Annotated in this window: 15 protein-coding genes; 13 read left to right on the forward strand and 2 right to left on the reverse strand. The window is 32.9% G+C overall.

Annotated features, from left to right (window positions below; all coding sequences use genetic code 11):
• Window positions 1-30: 30 nt before the first annotated feature.
• Window positions 31-381: a 50S ribosomal protein L19 gene (rplS, locus tag LQ611_RS04950; protein WP_025905308.1), complete on the forward strand. Its 351-nt coding sequence runs from the start codon at window positions 31-33 to the stop codon at window positions 379-381.
• Window positions 382-530: 149 nt separating this feature from the next.
• Here the strand turns inward: rplS and LQ611_RS04955 are convergent, their stop codons facing one another.
• Complete coding sequence (locus LQ611_RS04955; RefSeq protein ID WP_239709433.1) at window positions 531-3125, reverse strand: YfhO family protein; 2595 nt, start codon at window positions 3123-3125, stop codon at window positions 531-533.
• Window positions 3126-3143: 18 nt separating this feature from the next.
• A complete protein-coding gene (locus tag LQ611_RS04960) occupies window positions 3144-4073 on the reverse strand; it encodes a glycosyltransferase family 2 protein (protein ID WP_107572776.1) in 930 nt (309 codons plus the stop codon).
• Between the two features lie 72 nt (window positions 4074-4145).
• Here LQ611_RS04960 and ylqF point away from each other — a divergent pair, with 72 nt between their 5' ends.
• The 12 genes from ylqF to codY all read left to right on the forward strand — a co-directional run bounded on the left by ylqF (window position 4146) and on the right by codY (window position 16978).
• Window positions 4146-5030: a ribosome biogenesis GTPase YlqF gene (ylqF, locus tag LQ611_RS04965; RefSeq protein ID WP_107590573.1), complete on the forward strand. Its 885-nt coding sequence runs from the start codon at window positions 4146-4148 to the stop codon at window positions 5028-5030.
• A complete protein-coding gene (locus LQ611_RS04970) occupies window positions 5011-5787 on the forward strand; it encodes a ribonuclease HII (protein ID WP_107565454.1) in 777 nt (258 codons plus the stop codon). Before ylqF ends, LQ611_RS04970 begins: the two co-directional genes overlap by 20 nt.
• A 104-nt stretch (window positions 5788-5891) precedes the next feature.
• Window positions 5892-7058, forward strand: a complete 1167-nt coding sequence (gene sucC / locus LQ611_RS04975) for an ADP-forming succinate--CoA ligase subunit beta (RefSeq protein ID WP_025905313.1) — start codon at window positions 5892-5894, stop codon at window positions 7056-7058.
• A gap of 17 nt (window positions 7059-7075) precedes the next feature.
• Window positions 7076-7984: a succinate--CoA ligase subunit alpha gene (sucD, locus tag LQ611_RS04980; protein WP_025905314.1), complete on the forward strand. Its 909-nt coding sequence runs from the start codon at window positions 7076-7078 to the stop codon at window positions 7982-7984.
• Between the two features lie 177 nt (window positions 7985-8161).
• Window positions 8162-8728 (forward strand): nuclease-related domain-containing protein, encoded by a 567-nt coding sequence (locus LQ611_RS04985; protein WP_107565455.1) that lies wholly within the window; start codon window positions 8162-8164, stop codon window positions 8726-8728.
• Window positions 8729-8748: 20 nt separating this feature from the next.
• On the forward strand, window positions 8749-9615 hold the full coding sequence (gene dprA, locus LQ611_RS04990) for a DNA-processing protein DprA (protein ID WP_233678269.1): 867 nt from the start codon (window positions 8749-8751) through the stop codon (window positions 9613-9615).
• A gap of 88 nt (window positions 9616-9703) precedes the next feature.
• Window positions 9704-11776 carry a type I DNA topoisomerase gene (topA, locus tag LQ611_RS04995; protein WP_107565457.1) on the forward strand — a complete coding sequence of 691 codons (2073 nt, stop codon included), beginning with the start codon at window positions 9704-9706 and terminating at the stop codon, window positions 11774-11776.
• Window positions 11777-11961: 185 nt separating this feature from the next.
• Window positions 11962-13266, forward strand: coding sequence for an FADH(2)-oxidizing methylenetetrahydrofolate--tRNA-(uracil(54)-C(5))-methyltransferase TrmFO (gene trmFO / locus LQ611_RS05000; protein WP_025905318.1), 1305 nt, complete (start codon window positions 11962-11964; stop codon window positions 13264-13266).
• Window positions 13267-13328: 62 nt separating this feature from the next.
• Window positions 13329-14210, forward strand: coding sequence for a tyrosine recombinase XerC (gene xerC / locus LQ611_RS05005; RefSeq protein WP_103361325.1), 882 nt, complete (start codon window positions 13329-13331; stop codon window positions 14208-14210).
• 13 nt (window positions 14211-14223) lie between these two features.
• Window positions 14224-14766 (forward strand): ATP-dependent protease subunit HslV, encoded by a 543-nt coding sequence (gene hslV / locus LQ611_RS05010; protein ID WP_037560086.1) that lies wholly within the window; start codon window positions 14224-14226, stop codon window positions 14764-14766.
• Window positions 14767-14803: 37 nt separating this feature from the next.
• Window positions 14804-16186, forward strand: a complete 1383-nt coding sequence (gene hslU / locus LQ611_RS05015) for an ATP-dependent protease ATPase subunit HslU (RefSeq protein ID WP_048542780.1) — start codon at window positions 14804-14806, stop codon at window positions 16184-16186.
• A gap of 18 nt (window positions 16187-16204) precedes the next feature.
• Window positions 16205-16978, forward strand: coding sequence for a GTP-sensing pleiotropic transcriptional regulator CodY (codY, locus tag LQ611_RS05020; RefSeq protein WP_025905322.1), 774 nt, complete (start codon window positions 16205-16207; stop codon window positions 16976-16978).
• The last annotated feature ends 130 nt before the right edge of the window (window positions 16979-17108 follow it).

Here is a 17108-nt window from a genome sequence, read left to right on the forward strand (position 1 = left end):
GCAAGAACATAGTCAGAAGGAGAGAATATAATGAGTAATAATAAGTTAATCGAAGCAGTAACAAAAGACCAATTACGTACGGATATTCCAACATTCCGTGCTGGTGACACTTTAACTGTACACGTACGTATCGTTGAAGGAAGCCGCGAACGTATCCAAGTGTTCGAAGGTGTAGTTATTAAACGTCGTGGTGGCGGAATTTCTGAAACGTTTACAGTTCGTAAAATTTCATACGGTGTTGGTGTTGAGCGTACATTCCCTGTACACACTCCAAAAATCGAGAAAATCGAAGTTAAACGTCGCGGTAAAGTACGTCGTGCGAAACTTTACTACTTACGTAGCCTACGTGGTAAAGCTGCTCGTATTAAAGAAATTAGATAATATAAACCTTGGCATTGCTTGCTAAGCGTTTAAGTGTTTGGGACATATATTCCGACACAAAATAAATAAGCATATCACTGAACTGATTACTCAGTTGCTGGTGATATGCTTATTTTTTATTTACTAAAATGGGTCGAATATATTTAAGTTTACTGCTTCGAATTCACTTTTCTTGTGAAGACAAAGCTTAAAATAATTGAAACAATTGAAACCAAAATCATCGTTTTAAAATAGGGTGGTTGATAAGTGATTTCTATATCTTTGTCTTGTTGTTCTACATCAATACCTGTCATAATATGATTGACTTTATGAATGGCTTTGTCTTTACCGTCTACTTTAGCCTTTAAGCCCTCTCTATACGGTATATTGATGACTGCTTTTCCTTTTTTATGTTCTTGTAAAGATATATTAATTTTCCCGTTTGTTTCATGGTAAGTATAATGCTTCTCTTTATGAGCTTGCTTCAATGTTTGATAATTTTCACCATATAAACCTTGTAACTGTAATTGATATTTCCCATTCGTTAATGAGATAAATATTTTACCATCTTTAGGTACTGGCACACGATAAAGTAAATCATCTTGATTCATGCGATATTTTGAATCTTGGAAGAGACGATTATTTGGATAATCATTTACTTGAATCGTAAAGTTTGATTGCGGTAATTCACGTTCTAAATGTAACATCAAATATAAATCTTGATATTGATTCGTTAATTTTTTAGGTAGCTGAATCGTTAAACCATCTCCATTTCGAGGCACGGTCAACATGTCATCTTTATAATCGGCATCACGCGTTGTAATGGTCGTTTGATTTAATAGATTCGGTGCTTTGTTTATTTGCGCATTTCCTTTATTTTTATCGGTTGTAACAACACCTTTAATCATGGCATGTTCAAGATCTAATGGATTATCAATATCATGGGCATCATAATATTGATCGGTTACTTTAACAGCAGGTAATGGTTGCTCGTTTTCTAATATTTGATATTTGCCATCGTCTTGAATTAATTTAAAGTTTGCTGGCGATGATTTCTGGTACGATTTCTTCATTATATACTTTGTTGACCAAAGGCTGTATAAGTTTGATCGATCTTGCATATCGCTATAACGACTTAACGATTCATTCTGTAGATTAACTTTTGCATCTTCAAAAAGATATTGATTCAAACCACCATCAAATATACTCGAGTATAAACTAAGACCTTTAAAATGTTGATACATAGGAGTGTTATCTTGTGTTAATACGCGCCAACCTAATCTTTCATCAGGATTCAATTGTTGATTTAAATGTGATACATGACTTCGTTGTAGGCCACTATCAAACGTACTTGCTTGAATAAAGAATTTATTCGCACGTCTTTCATGATCATCGTGATAGATTTGGTTCTTACTATGATCTTTTGAGACTAAGAAAGAAGTTAACAATATCAAAGCCGCAAATACAAGTGTTAATATACGTGTAAAATGTTTTATAGTTAATACGAGTAATCCTATTATAAATAGAATAGGTACCATCCAAATCCAACTGACATAATCTTTAGTTATATAATAACTTGAAAAGATAACAACAAAACATGGTATAGCCGTGATGATATATTGCTTGATGCCGATTGATTTAAAGTAATATGCGTAACTCGCAATTAAACCACTAGAAAAGAACGTTAATAAATAATGCCATCTTTTTTGTGGAGCAGAAAAGCCATTAAAAATACTATCTACATAAGGTATGAAACTCGCTATCATTAAGATAATCGTGAAAATACTAAATAATCTATAATAATAATGTTTGTATAGTTTTATTGTTAAAAGCGCTTGAATGGCTATAAAAAGTACAACAATTAAATAATTGTCATAGAAAATATTGTCATGTTTATTGAAGTTAGACAGTAATGGAATCGTTCCATTATAAATTGCACGATTATTCCCAATGAAACTATGGGCAGAGTGGAAGAAAATAAATAAACTACTTCCAAGTCCAAGTATACTCGCTACTACAAGTAATTTAAGTTGTTGTATTCTTGGTACGATATCTGCCTTATGTTGAAAAATAAATCGATAGAAATAGTAAATGAGTCCTGTTAAAAATTGATAGTATGCAAAATAAAAGTTATTGATAAACGTTAAGGCAACGATTAAGATAAACATGCCTATTTTTTTATCTTTTAAAAATCTTTCAATACTGAATAATAATAATGGTAATAGCATAAAGACATCACTAAAGAATGGCCAATATACAGTAAACCTAAAATAAATAGTAGAAACTGCAAATAGAAAAGCAGCAACTATCGAAGCAGTTCGATTTAAGCCAATCTTCTTAACATATAAATAGGTAAAACTCATAATTAAAAATGACTTTACGATTGATATGACAATGGCATTCTGAGCCCAAAATAACATGTGGTCCGTATTAAAATGAAAGATAAATGAGCCTATCCAAACAAAAATGACATTGATAATGAACAAAATATTCGTAGAGAAGTAATACGACAAATCCATAAACATATCTCCACCAAGACCTAAATCAGTTGAATAGAAAAATGTTCCGTGTGTCCAATGTTCATACAGATACATTTGTATTGGCAACATTTGTTCGATACCATCATTTGGACCAGTAAAAATAATACCATCTTTAAAATAGCGATATAGTATATAACTATGACCTAAAATGGCTAAGATACCGAAAAGCAAAATGTATTTGAAAATAGCGTTGTTATTTAAAAATGTTTTTATTTTATTTATCATTTGATTCACCTATATGTGTTATTCGTGAGATTTAAGGTTTGTTTGTTGAATAATATATTTTGGTCTATCTTTTGTTTCATAATAAATACGACCAATATATTCACCTATGACACCTAAACTAAATAATTGAAGACCACCTAAGAATAAAATCGCGGAAATAATTGTGAAATAACCAGGTTCTTCGATGCCATGTATCATAATATTTATAAATGTTATTAAAATATATAGAAGACAGATAAACATTGTAATACCACCAAAATAAAAGCATAGTCGAAGCGGTTTATTATTAAAACTAACGATACCATCAATTGCGTAATCGATTAATTTAAAGTTGGAATATTTAGAACGTCCTTGATTTCTATCTAGATGATCATATGTAATACTTGTCTTATTAAAACCAACCCATTCAAATATACCTTTAGAGAATCGGTTATACTCTGTCATTTTAATGATAGACTCAACAACTTCTTTAGATATTAAGCGAAAGTCACCTTCACCGCTTTTTAATTTAACATCAATCATATTTCTAGATAATTTATAGAAAATTTTAGCTGGGATTCTTTTTAAAAATGACTCTTTGTCGCGGTTGCGTAATGCGACGACTTGTTGATAGCCTTCAAGGTGTAATTCGATCATTTGTGGGATTATCTCAGGTGGGTGTTGAAGGTCTGAATCCATGATGATAACAGCATCTCCTATACTGTGCTCAAGGCCACAATACATAGCAGATTCTTTGCCGAAATTTTTAGAGAAAGATATGTATTTAACATGTTTGTCTTTTTCTGATAGTGATTGAATTAAATTTAGTGAAGCATCTGTAGAACCATCATCAACAAAAATGATTTCAAATTGATGTGGCAAATTTAAAAAGACGTTTGATACTTTTTCATGTAAAATAGAGATATTAGTTTCCTCATTATAAAGAGGAACTATAATTGAAATAAACATAACAAACCTCCTATATAGATATGGTTAATATATCATATTTCGATAGTTTAAGATAAGAAAGGATAAATATAAATGACAATTCAATGGTTTCCAGGTCATATGGCCAAAGCGAGACGCGAAGTAACAGAACAATTAAAGATGGTAGATGTGGTATTCGAATTAGTCGATGCACGTATTCCGTTATCTTCAAGAAATCCAATGATTGATGACATTGTTAAACAAAAACCTCGTGTTGTAATACTTAATAAAAAAGACATGTCAAAACAAAGTGAGACAGATAAATGGACGCAATACTTTAAAAATCAAGGCTTTTTCCCAGTTCAAATTGATTCGAAACATGGTAAGCATTTAGGTGAGCTTATGAAAGCTGCACAAGCTGCCACTAAAGAAAAATTTGATAGAGAAAAACGTAAAGGTCTTCGTCCGAGAGCAATCAGAGCTATGATAGTTGGTATTCCGAATGTAGGTAAATCAACACTTATTAATAAATTAGCCAAAAAATCAATTGCTAAAACAGGTAATACACCGGGTGTAACGAAAAAACAACAATGGATTAAAGTAGGCAAAGAATTAGAATTGTTAGATACTCCAGGGATTTTATGGCCGAAATTTGAAGACCAAACAATCGGTAAAAAGCTGAGTTTAACTGGCGCAATTAAAGACAGTATTGTACATTTAGATGAAGTTGCGATATATGGATTAAACTTTTTAATCGATCAGGATCCAGAAAAATTAAAACAATTTTATCAAATTGAATTACCTGAAGACGGTGACGTTATTGGTTTGTTCGATCAAATAGGTAAAAGAAGAGGCATGTTAAAACGTGGTAATGAAGTAGATTATGAGTCTGTCACTGAGTTAATTATTAGAGATTTACGTAATGCTAAAATTGGTCATTACTGCTTCGATATATATGAAGAAATGAAGGATGGCATGCATGAAACAGAAGAGCATTAAAGAAATTGTTGAAGAGATTAATCAATATTTAACGATTCAAGAAGTTGAAGCATCGCCTTATAACGAAGATGAACGTAAAGGTGTTCAAAATGCTTTGAGCAAACGAATCAAGCAGTTAGAAAAAATAGAACAACTTCACCTTAAATATATTCAAATGAATCAGTATGAAAAACAAGTATTAGACTTAAACAAAGATGCTGTAATTTGCGGAATTGATGAAGTAGGGCGAGGTCCACTTGCAGGCCCAGTCGTAGCAAGTGCGGTCATTCTTGAACAAGACCATCAATATTTAGGCATTACAGATTCGAAAGCTTTATCACAAGCTAAACGTTCTTATTTCGAACAAGAAATATATAATCGTGCATGTTCAGTAGGTATTGGCATTGCAACTGTTGAAGAAATTGATGAACTCAATATATATGAAGCAACAAAGGTAGCGATGCAACGAGCAATAGATCAATTATCAATTAAACCAGACCACTTGTTAATAGATGCGATGAAGTTAGATAATGGCATTCCACAAACATCTATTATAAAGGGTGACTTAAATAGTGTTTCTATAGCAGCAGCGAGTGTGATTGCTAAAGAATATCGTGATAAGTTAATGTCTCAATATCATATAGAATATCCTGGATATGATTTTGATAAAAATAAAGGATACGGTACAAAAACACATTTAGAAGGGCTCGAAAATTATGGTATTACACCGATACATCGTAAAACGTTCGAACCTATCAAATCAAAAGTGAAATATTAGTCTAACAATTCGTAAAATTGGACTCTCCTTGTTTACAATAACGCTTACATTTTCTATAATTGAGAAGTAAGCAAACATTATTGTATGTATTAGGAGGATGGAGAATGAATATCCATGAGTATCAAGGTAAAGAGATTTTTCGCTCTATGGGCGTAGCTGTACCTAATGGTTCAGTGGCTTTTTCACCTGCTGAAGCAGTAGAAAAAGCGAAAGAATTAGATTCAAATGTATATGTTGTTAAAGCGCAAATCCATGCTGGTGGACGTGGTAAAGCTGGTGGCGTTAAAATTGCTAAATCAATTGATGAAGTACGTGAATATGCTAAAGAATTATTAGGCAAAGTACTTGTTACACATCAAACTGGCCCTGAAGGTAAAGAAGTAAAACGTCTTCTTATCGAAGAAGGATGCGATATTCAAAAAGAATATTACATTGGATTCGTTATCGATAGAGCTACAGATAGAATTACTTTAATGGCTTCAGAAGAAGGCGGAACTGAAATTGAAGAAGTTGCTGCAGCAACACCTGAAAAAATCTTCAAAGAAGTGATTGATCCTGTTACTGGATTAATGCCTTACCAAGCTAGAAGAATAGCATTTAATATTAACATCCCTAAAGAATCAGTTAACAAAGCTGTTAAATTAATGATGTCTTTATATAATGTGTTTGTAGAAAAAGACTGTTCAATTGTTGAAATTAACCCACTTGTTACAACAGGTAGTGGTGAAGTATTAGCACTTGATGCAAAAGTAAACTTCGACGATAATGCTTTATTCAGACATAAAGATATCGTTGAAATGCGTGATTTAGAAGAAGAAGATGAAAAAGAAATCGAAGCTTCTAAATACGACTTATCTTATATCGCACTAGATGGAAACATCGGTTGTATGGTAAACGGAGCTGGCTTAGCTATGGCTACGATGGATACAATTAATCACTTTGGCGGTAATCCGGCTAACTTCCTTGACGTTGGGGGCGGCGCAACAAAAGAAAAAGTTACTGAAGCATTCAAAATCATCTTAGGTGATTCACAAGTAGAAGGTATCTTTGTAAATATCTTCGGTGGAATCATGAAATGTGATGTCATTGCTGAAGGTATCGTAGCTGCTGCTAAAGAAGTTGAATTAGATATGCCTTTAGTTGTAAGACTTGAAGGTACTAATGTTGAACAAGGTAAACAAATCTTAAAAGAATCTGGTTTAGCAATCGAGCCAGCATCTATCATGGCTGATGGTGCTCAAAAAATTGTTAAATTAGTTCAAGAACGATAAGAAAGGCGGAGAGTTACGTGAGTGTATACATCGATAAAAATACAAAAGTATTAGTTCAAGGTATTACGGGTGCAACAGCACTTTTCCATACTAAACAAATGCTAGAATACGGTACTCAAATCGTTGCTGGGGTAACACCTGGTAAAGGTGGGCAAGTGGTTGAAGGTGTACCAGTATTTAACACTATAGAAGAAGCAGTCGCTGAAACTGGCGCAACTGTTTCAGTAATATATGTACCAGCTCCATTTGCGGCTGATGCAATTATTGAAAGTGCAGATGCTGAATTAGACTTAGCTATTTGTATCACAGAACATATTCCTGTTATTGATATGATTAAAGTTAAGAGATACTTAGAAGGTAAGAAAACACGCTTAGTAGGACCAAACTGTCCTGGTGTGATCACTGCAGATGAATGTAAAATTGGTATTATGCCTGGTTACATCCATAAAAAAGGTCACGTAGGCGTAGTTTCACGTTCAGGTACATTAACATATGAAGCGGTTCATCAATTAACTCAAGCAGGTATCGGTCAAACGACAGCAGTTGGTATTGGTGGAGACCCAGTTAATGGTACAGACTTCATTGATGTATTAAAAGCATTTAATGAAGACGACGAAACATATGCAGTTGTTATGATTGGTGAAATCGGTGGTACAGCTGAAGAAGAAGCAGCTGAATGGATTAAAGCTAACATGACAAAACCAGTAGTAGGATTCATTGGTGGTCAAACAGCACCTCCAGGAAAACGTATGGGTCATGCTGGTGCAATTATTTCAGGTGGTAAAGGTACTGCATCTGAAAAAATCAAAACTTTAAATGACTGTGGTATTGATACAGCAGATACACCATCTGTTATCGCTGAAACACTTATAAACCGTATTAAAAAAGAAGACGGTTTATACGAAAAATGTCTAACAGTTAAATAATAATCATATATATAAGTACAGTGTCTTTCTTCAATAGAAAAGCACTGTGCTTATTTGGTGTTTAAATTTATATATCCCACTAATGAACTGAATTTTAGTTTGTTAGTGTTTTTTTGTAGACAATATTAAATGCATAAACTATAATATATGTAAAATATTAACAAACAGGAGTGAGGCATGAATCACAACAATGAAACAGCATATGTAAATGCACTAACATCAAGATTAAATGAAGACAGTCATGATATTGAAATCATGTATAAATTTAAAGGTTATGAAGGCGAACAACTAGTAGAAAATCTACTAAAGCAACAACATCAAATTGTGTTTAGTCATAATCTTGAATTTGTATCTTCAAATGCAGTACAAATAGATTTTTTAATCATACATAACAGTCAAATAAGTATATTAGAAGTTAAACACTATTATGGTGATTTCGAAATCTATGACAACTATATAAAGAGTTCTTATAATAAACATTACACATCACCATTTATACAATTATACAAAGCTAAAAATACCCTCCAATCAATACTTCAAGAAATCAATCTAAACCTACCAATAAATCACTTTTTAGTATTTTCAAATCCCACATTTACACTAAGAAACCACATACCAAACCGCTCGCAAGTACTATTGCGCTCTGAATTTTATAAATTTCCACATATAAGAAACCAAAACAAGATCGTTAGCCGCCCGTCCAAAACAGAAAAAATCTACATTATAAGAGGTGTACATTTATAAATGATTATCAAGAAACAATTTTGAAATTAATATACAGTGGTTTTACGACTAATCAAATTCACAAGATGATTCGTTATGATCCTGAGTTAAATTTTCTTTCATATAGAACTGCGTTTATTGATTTTGTATATAAAAGTGGTTTTAAAGAGAGAACAATATTAACGATGTATCACAAATATAATGATAGTCATATAGATAAAATACGTTCTTCATTAGAAAAAAGAAATATTCAAATGGTGTTTTCTGATGAGGATTGTTATCCAACTTTATTGAAGGAAATTTATGATTATCCGCTTGTACTTTTCGGAATGGGTAATATGTCGTTATTGCAAAATAAACAAAAATTGGCTATAGTCGGTTCAAGGAAGGCTACACAATATTCAGAACAAATTTGTGATGCTATCGTGCCAGAACTGGTTAAGTCTCATATTACAATTGTTTCTGGAATGGCAATGGGAGCAGATTATTTTGCACATTTAAAAGCGATAGAGTATAGTGGTCAAACTATAGGTGTTGCTGCATTTGGTTTAGATTACCATTATCCAAAAGCGACACAATATATAAGTGAACTGATGCGTAAAGATCATCTCGTCATATCTGAGTATTATCCAACAACAAAAGTTCAAAAATGGCGTTTCCCAGAAAGAAATCGTATTATTAGTGGATTGTCACAAGGTGTATTAGTAACTGAAGCAAATGAACGTAGTGGTTCTTTAATTACGATAGACTTGGCATTGGAACAAAATAGAAATGTATATTGTTGTCCTGGTACGATTTTTCAATCTTTAAGTAAAGGTGGCAATAATAGAATAAAAGAAGGTGCCAAGCTCGTACAAAATGCTCAAGATATCATTGAGGATTATTGTATATTTACTGAACAAAAATAAATTTTATAAAATGTTTTAATTGACAAAGCTGAATTTATCAGTTTATCATTTACATTTGTAATCAATAGAATAGCAAGGGGGACTTACTTTGGCAGAAAATCTTGTCATCGTTGAATCGCCCGCAAAAGCAAAAACCATTGAAAAATATTTAGGAAAAAAATATAAAGTCGTTGCATCTATGGGGCATGTTAGAGATTTACCTCGTAGTCAAATGGGCGTAGATGTTGAAAATAATTATGAACCTAGATATATTACGATTCGCGGCAAAGGGCCAGTTGTAAAAGATTTAAAACGCTATGCAAAAAAAGCAAAAAACGTTTATCTCGCAAGTGACCCCGATCGTGAAGGTGAAGCAATTGCGTGGCATTTAGCACATATATTAGATATAGATGAAAATAAAAAATCAAGAGTCGTATTTAACGAAATTACAAAAGATGCAGTAAAAGATAGTTTTAAGCATCCTAGAGAAATAGAACATGAATTAGTTGATGCACAACAAGCGAGACGTGTACTAGATAGACTTGTTGGGTATAACATTTCTCCAGTGTTATGGAAAAAAGTTAAAAAAGGTTTGTCAGCAGGTCGTGTACAATCTGTTGCATTAAGACTCGTTATAGATCGTGAAAACGAAATTAATAATTTTAATCCAGAAGAATACTGGACAATTGAAGGTTTATTTAAACATAAAACTAAAACATTTAGTGCGAAGTTTTTACATGAGAAAAGTAAACCCGTTAAATTAAAAAATGAAAAAGACGTACAAAAAATTACAACACAATTAGATGGGGATAAATTTGAAGTTACGCAAGTTACTAAGAAAGAAAAATTAAGATATCCTGCGAAATCATTTACAACTTCATCTTTACAACAAGAAGCATCACGTAAGTTGAATTTTAAAGCTAGAAAAACAATGATGTTAGCACAACAATTATACGAAGGTATAGATTTGAAAAAACAAGGTACTGTTGGTTTGATTACCTATATGAGAACGGACTCTACACGTATAGCTGATAGTGCTCAAGCTGAAGCAGCATCATTTATTGAGAAAGAGTACGGTAAAGAGTATTTATCTAAAGCTAAAGCAGAAAAAGGTAAACAAGGCGCGCAAGATGCCCATGAAGCAGTTAGACCGACAAGTGTGGAACGTACACCAGATCAGATGAAAACATTCTTATCTAGAGATCAATATCGATTATATAAATTGATTTGGGAACGTTTTATGGCAAGTCAAATGGCACCTGCTATTGCTGATACAGTTGCGGCAGATATTACTCAAGGCGATTTGAAATTCAGAGCAAATGGTCAAACAATCAAATTTAAAGGGTTCATGAAAGTATACGTTGAAGCTAAAGATGATACTGATGAAGAAAAAGAAGGTAAATTACCACCGTTAGAAAAAGGTGATATCGTTACGGCTGAGAAAATCGATCCTAAACAACATTTCACTCAACCACCACCACGATACACTGAAGCACGATTGGTTAAAACTTTAGAAGAATTAAAAATCGGTAGACCTTCAACTTATGCACCTACAATCGATACGATTCAAAAAAGAAACTACGTAAAATTAGACCAGAAAAGATTTGTGCCTACAGAGTTAGGAGAAATCGTACATGAGTCAGTTAAAGAATACTTCCCTGAAATTATAGATGTTGACTTTACAGTTAACATGGAAACATTGCTAGATAAAGTAGCAGATGGTGAAATTGAGTGGAAGAAAGTCATAGATATGTTCTATGAAAACTTTAAAATCGATGTAGCAAGAGCAGAAGAAGAAATGGAGAAAATTGAAATCAAAGATGAACCAGCTGGTGAGGATTGCGAATTATGTGGTTCACCAATGGTTTATAAAATGGGCCGATACGGTAAGTTTATGGCTTGTTCAAATTTCCCAGATTGTAGAAATACTAAAGCGATCATTAAAACGATTGGCGTTAAATGTCCTAAATGTAAAGAGGGCGAAGTTGTCGAACGTAAATCTAAAAAGAATAGAGTATTCTATGGTTGTTCAAGATACCCAGAATGTGATTATACATCATGGGATAAACCTTTAGATCGTTCATGTCCTAAATGTGAAACAGTACTTGTTGAACGTAAAAAAGGAAAATCAGCTCAAGTTATATGTCCAAATTGTGACTATAAAGAGCAAGAACAAAAATAGTTATAATACAGTGCAAAAAGTTATTTTAATGATAACTTTTTGCACTTGTTTTTTGATTTAATGTTTTAATAGTAAAACGTCACTAATTTTTAAAATTTATCATCACTTTATCATTTGATTAAATTCAGATTTGTTATACAATTCAATATGGAATAAAAAATTCGAAAATCAAGGAGGCATAAATAATGACTTCAATAAATGTTATCGGTGCTGGATTAGCAGGTTCAGAAGCGGCATACCAAATTGCCAAGAGAGGATTCAATGTTAATCTATACGAAATGAGACCGGTAAAACAAACACCAGCGCATCATACAGATAAATTTGCAGAACTTGTATGTTCTAATTCTTTAAGAGGTAATCAGTTAACAAATGCGGTCGGTGTCTTAAAAGAAGAAATGAGACAATTAGATTCATTAATTATAAAAGCAGCGGATAATGCGCGTGTTCCAGCAGGAGGTGCACTTGCTGTCGATCGACATGATTTTGCGGGATACATTACAGATACGCTTAAGAATCATCCGAATATTACTGTAAAGAATGAAGAAATTACTGAGATACCTGATGGACCAACAATTATTGCAACAGGTCCTTTAACGACAGAAAGTTTAACGAAACAAATCATGAATATTACGGGTGAAGAACAACTGTACTTCTATGATGCGGCTGCACCAATTATTGAAAAAGAATCAATTAACATGGATAAAGTATATTTGAAATCACGCTATGACAAAGGCGATGCAGCATACTTGAATTGTCCAATGACTGAAGAAGAATTCAATACTTTTTATGATGCACTTATAAATGCTGAAGTTGTACCTTTGAAAGAATTCGAAAAAGAAATTTATTTTGAAGGTTGTATGCCATTTGAAGTAATGGCAGAACGTGGTAAGAAAACTTTATTATTTGGTCCTATGAAGCCTGTAGGTTTAGAAGATCCTAAAACTGGTAAAAGACCATATGCAGTTGTTCAATTACGACAAGATGACGCAGCTGGAACGTTATATAATATTGTAGGATTCCAAACACATCTAAAATGGGGCGCGCAAAAAGAAGTTATTTCTCTTATACCTGGATTAGAAAATGTTGATATCGTACGTTACGGTGTGATGCATCGAAATACATTTATTAATTCACCAAACGCGCTTAAAGAAACTTATCAATTAAAATCAAGAGAAGATTTATTCTTTGCTGGTCAAATGACAGGTGTAGAAGGATATGTTGAAAGTGCAGCGAGTGGACTGATTGCAGGAATTAATGCAAGTAAACTCGTTTCAGGTCTTGATCCAATCGTTTTCCCTCGAGAAACAGTAATCGGAAGTATGGCTTATTACATTACACATGCAAATAATAATAAGAACTTCCAACCTATGAATGCGAACTTTGGTTTGTTACCTACATTAGAAAAACGTATTAAAGATAAGAAAGAACGATATGAAACACTTGCAAATCGAGCATTAAAACATTTAGATTCATTTAAAGTAATGCTTTAGTAAATTATTTTAAGATTTTTTAGAATTGTGATACAATTCAGATAAAATGGGAGGAATGAGTTATGGTACATACAATTGAACAACAGTTTGTTGATATGTTAACTTATGAAAAACATTTTTCCACCCATACTTTAAATGCATATCAACTTGATTTGAATGAATTTAATGATTTTTTACAGTCAGAACATTTATCCTTAGAATCATTTGAATATAAAGATGCAAGGAGATACCTTGCGTTTTTGTATGATAAAGGACATAAAAGGACGAGTGTTTCGCGTAAAATTTCTACATTAAGATCTTTATATCAATATTGGATGAGTGTTGATAGCGATATACAGAATCCATTTATTCAACTTGTACATCCAAAAAAAGAACATCATTTACCAAGCTTTTTCTATGAAGAAGAAATGGAAAAGCTATTTAAAACACTTGATGATGGTAAAAAAACGAATATAAGGGATCGCGTCATTCTTGAGTTGCTTTATGCGACAGGTATTCGAGTGTCAGAATTAGTTCATATTCAAATGAGTGATATTGATTTGAATTATGCATTTGTCAAAGTGCTAGGTAAAGGGAATAAAGAACGTATCGTTCCTTTTGGAGAGTATTGTCAAAGTGCAATCGTTGACTATATTGAACAGTTTAGAAGTCAGATGCATTTAGATCATGATTTCTTGATAGTAAACATGAGAGGTAAACCTATCACTGAACGTGGTGTACGATATGCGCTCAACGAAATCGTTAAGAGAACGCAAGGTGTGTATCACATTCATCCTCATAAATTAAGGCATACTTTTGCAACACATTTGCTAAATCAAGGAGCCGATATGAGAAGTGTTCAAAGTTTACTTGGACATGAAAGTTTATCAACGACAAGTCAATATACACATGTTACAAAAGATCAATTAAGAAAAGTATACTTATCAGCACATCCACGTGCGTAAAGGAGATTTGATAATGAGTTCTTCATTACATGCTACAACTATATTTGCAATAAGACATAATGGTCATTCTGCAATGGCAGGTGACGGTCAAGTTACATTAGGTGAGCAAGTCATTATGAAACAAACAGCAAGAAAAGTTAGAAGATTATATCATGATAAAGTTGTTGCTGGTTTCGCTGGCAGCGTTGCAGACGCATTTACTTTATTCGAAAAATTTGAAGTTAAATTACAAGAATATAGCGGTAATTTAACGAGAGCTGCAGTTGAGCTTGCTCAAGAATGGCGTGGAGATAAAATGTTACGCCAACTTGAAGCGATGCTCATTGTCATGAATGAAACTGATTTATTAGTCGTAAGTGGTACTGGAGAAGTGATTGAGCCAGATGATGGTATCATTGCTATTGGTTCTGGTGGTAATTACGCTTTAAGTGCTGGTAGAGCGCTTAAATCATATGCACCTCATTTATCGGCTAAAGAAATTGCAGAAGCTTCACTTAATACGGCTGCAGATATTTGTGTGTTTACAAACCATGAAATAAAAGTTGAAGAAATATAATTGGAGGGGTTTAAGGTTGTCACAAAATCAATTAAAAATGACACCGCATGATATCGTTGATCGATTAAATGATCATATCATTGGTCAACAAGATGCTAAGCGTAAAGTAGCAATTGCTTTAAGAAATCGCTATAGACGAAGTTTATTAGATGAACAACTTAGAAACGAAATCATACCTAAAAATATTCTTATGATAGGTCCTACAGGTGTAGGTAAGACTGAAATAGCTAGAAGAATGGCTAGATTAGTTGGTGCACCTTTTGTAAAAGTAGAAGCTACTAAATTTACTGAAGTAGGTTATGTAGGTAGAGATGTTGAAAGTATGATACGTGACCTTGTTGAAGTAGGGCGTCGACTTGTTAAAGAAGAAAAGAAAAAAGGCGTACTCGATGAGGCGACTCAAAAAGCTAATGAAAAATTAGTGAAATTGCTTGTGCCAAGTATGAAGAAAAAAGCACAAAGTAATAGTAATAATCCGTTAGAGTCATTGTTTGGTGGACAATTCCCGAACTTCAATCAACAAGAAGAAGTCGAAGAAACACCAACTGAAGAAATAAAAACAAAACGTGAAGATATTAAAAAACAATTATTAAACGGCGAACTTGAAGAAGAAATCGTTAAAATAAAAGTAGAACAAGAACAACAAACGTTAGGCATGATGGGTATGGAAAATAACCCTCAAATGCAAGATATGCTTAGCCAAATGATGCCTAAGAAAAAAGTTGAAAGAAACTTGCCAGTTAAATCAGCACGAAAAATTCTAACAGATGAGATTGCGAATGAATTGATTGACCAAGAGTCGGTTAATGAAGAAGCAATTCAATTAACTGAACAAATGGGTATGGTATTCATCGATGAAATCGATAAAATTGCTGTGAGCAACAGTAACGGCGGACAAGATGTATCTCGACAAGGTGTACAAAGAGATATCTTACCAATTGTTGAAGGTAGTGTCGTTCAAACGAAATATGGTTCAATTAATACTGAGCACATATTATTTATTGGTGCAGGTGCGTTCCATATGTCTAAACCAAGTGATTTAATACCTGAGTTACAAGGTAGATTTCCAATTCGTGTTGAATTAGATAGTTTAACAACTGAAGATTTCGTTAAAATATTAAAAGAACCGAAACAATCGCTTCTTGATCAATACAAAGCATTGTTGGAAACTGAAATGGTGACAATCAACTTTACTGATGAAGCCATTAATCGTTTAGCTGAAATTGCTTTTCAAGTTAACCAAGAGACAGATAATATCGGTGCAAGAAGACTGCATACTATACTTGAAAAAATGCTAGAAGATCTTTCTTTCGAAGCTTCGAATATGCCAAATGCAGTTGTAGATATAACACCTGAATATGTTAATCAAAAATTAGAATCTATTGCGACAAATAAAGATTTAAGCGCGTTTATTCTATAAAAAAGGAGAAAAAAATAAATGAGTTTATTATCAAAGACAAGAGAATTAAATACGTTATTACAAAAGCATAAAGGTATTGCTGTAGACTTTAAAGATATGGCTAAAACTATCAGTGATGTAACGGTGACAAACGTATTCATCGTATCAAGAAGAGGTAAAATTTTAGGTTCAAGCTTAAATGAATTATTAAGCAATGAACGTATTATCAAAATGTTAGAAGACAGACATATTCCTAAAGAATATACTGATCAATTAATGCACGTAGAACAAACGAAATCAAATATCGGTATTGAAGAAGTATTAACTGTATTCCCACCAGAAAACAAAGAATTATTCGTTGATAGTCAAACAACTATTTTCCCAATCCTTGGTGGTGGTGAACGTTTAGGTACATTAGTAGTTGGACGTGTATCTCAAGATTTCAATGACAATGACTTAGTACTTGGTGAATATGCAGCTACTGTTATTGGTATGGAAATATTAAGAGAAAAACATAATGAAATTGAACAAGAAGCAAGAGACAAAGCAGCAATCAATATGGCAATTAACTCACTTTCATATTCAGAAAGAGAAGCGATTGAACATATCTTTGAAGAACTTGGTGCACCTGAAGGTTTATTAGTTGCTTCTAAAGTTGCTGACAGAGTAGGCATTACAAGATCAGTTATCGTCAATGCATTAAGAAAATTAGAAAGTGCTGGCGTAATTGAATCTCGTTCTTTAGGTATGAAAGGTACATTTATTAGAATTAAAAAAGAAAAATTCTTAGATGAGTTAGGATTATCTAAATAAAATACTTGATGAACAGTATAAGATATGATATATTTGAAAACGGCTATAAAAGCCAAATTCACACATAATCACGAAAATTATGGATTGGTGCAACTTAGATAAGTTGTTTCTATAATAAGTGTTTATGGCG

The organism is Mammaliicoccus sp. L-M44 (genome assembly GCF_022386355.1).
In the GTDB taxonomy this organism is placed as follows: Bacteria; Bacillota; Bacilli; order Staphylococcales; family Staphylococcaceae; genus Mammaliicoccus; species Mammaliicoccus sciuri_A.

Coding starts and splice junctions, on each gene's coding strand:
- rplS (WP_025905308.1), top strand. CDS start 31: ATGAGTAATAATAAGTTAATCGAAGCAGTAACAAAAGACCAATTACGT.
- LQ611_RS04955 (WP_239709433.1), bottom strand. CDS start 3,125: ATGATAAATAAAATAAAAACATTTTTAAATAACAACGCTATTTTCAAA.
- LQ611_RS04960 (WP_107572776.1), bottom strand. CDS start 4,073: ATGTTTATTTCAATTATAGTTCCTCTTTATAATGAGGAAACTAATATC.
- ylqF (WP_107590573.1), top strand. CDS start 4,146: ATGACAATTCAATGGTTTCCAGGTCATATGGCCAAAGCGAGACGCGAA.
- LQ611_RS04970 (WP_107565454.1), top strand. CDS start 5,011: ATGAAACAGAAGAGCATTAAAGAAATTGTTGAAGAGATTAATCAATAT.
- sucC (WP_025905313.1), top strand. CDS start 5,892: ATGAATATCCATGAGTATCAAGGTAAAGAGATTTTTCGCTCTATGGGC.
- LQ611_RS04985 (WP_107565455.1), top strand. CDS start 8,162: ATGAATCACAACAATGAAACAGCATATGTAAATGCACTAACATCAAGA.
- trmFO (WP_025905318.1), top strand. CDS start 11,962: ATGACTTCAATAAATGTTATCGGTGCTGGATTAGCAGGTTCAGAAGCG.
- xerC (WP_103361325.1), top strand. CDS start 13,329: ATGGTACATACAATTGAACAACAGTTTGTTGATATGTTAACTTATGAA.
- hslV (WP_037560086.1), top strand. CDS start 14,224: ATGAGTTCTTCATTACATGCTACAACTATATTTGCAATAAGACATAAT.
- hslU (WP_048542780.1), top strand. CDS start 14,804: ATGACACCGCATGATATCGTTGATCGATTAAATGATCATATCATTGGT.
- codY (WP_025905322.1), top strand. CDS start 16,205: ATGAGTTTATTATCAAAGACAAGAGAATTAAATACGTTATTACAAAAG.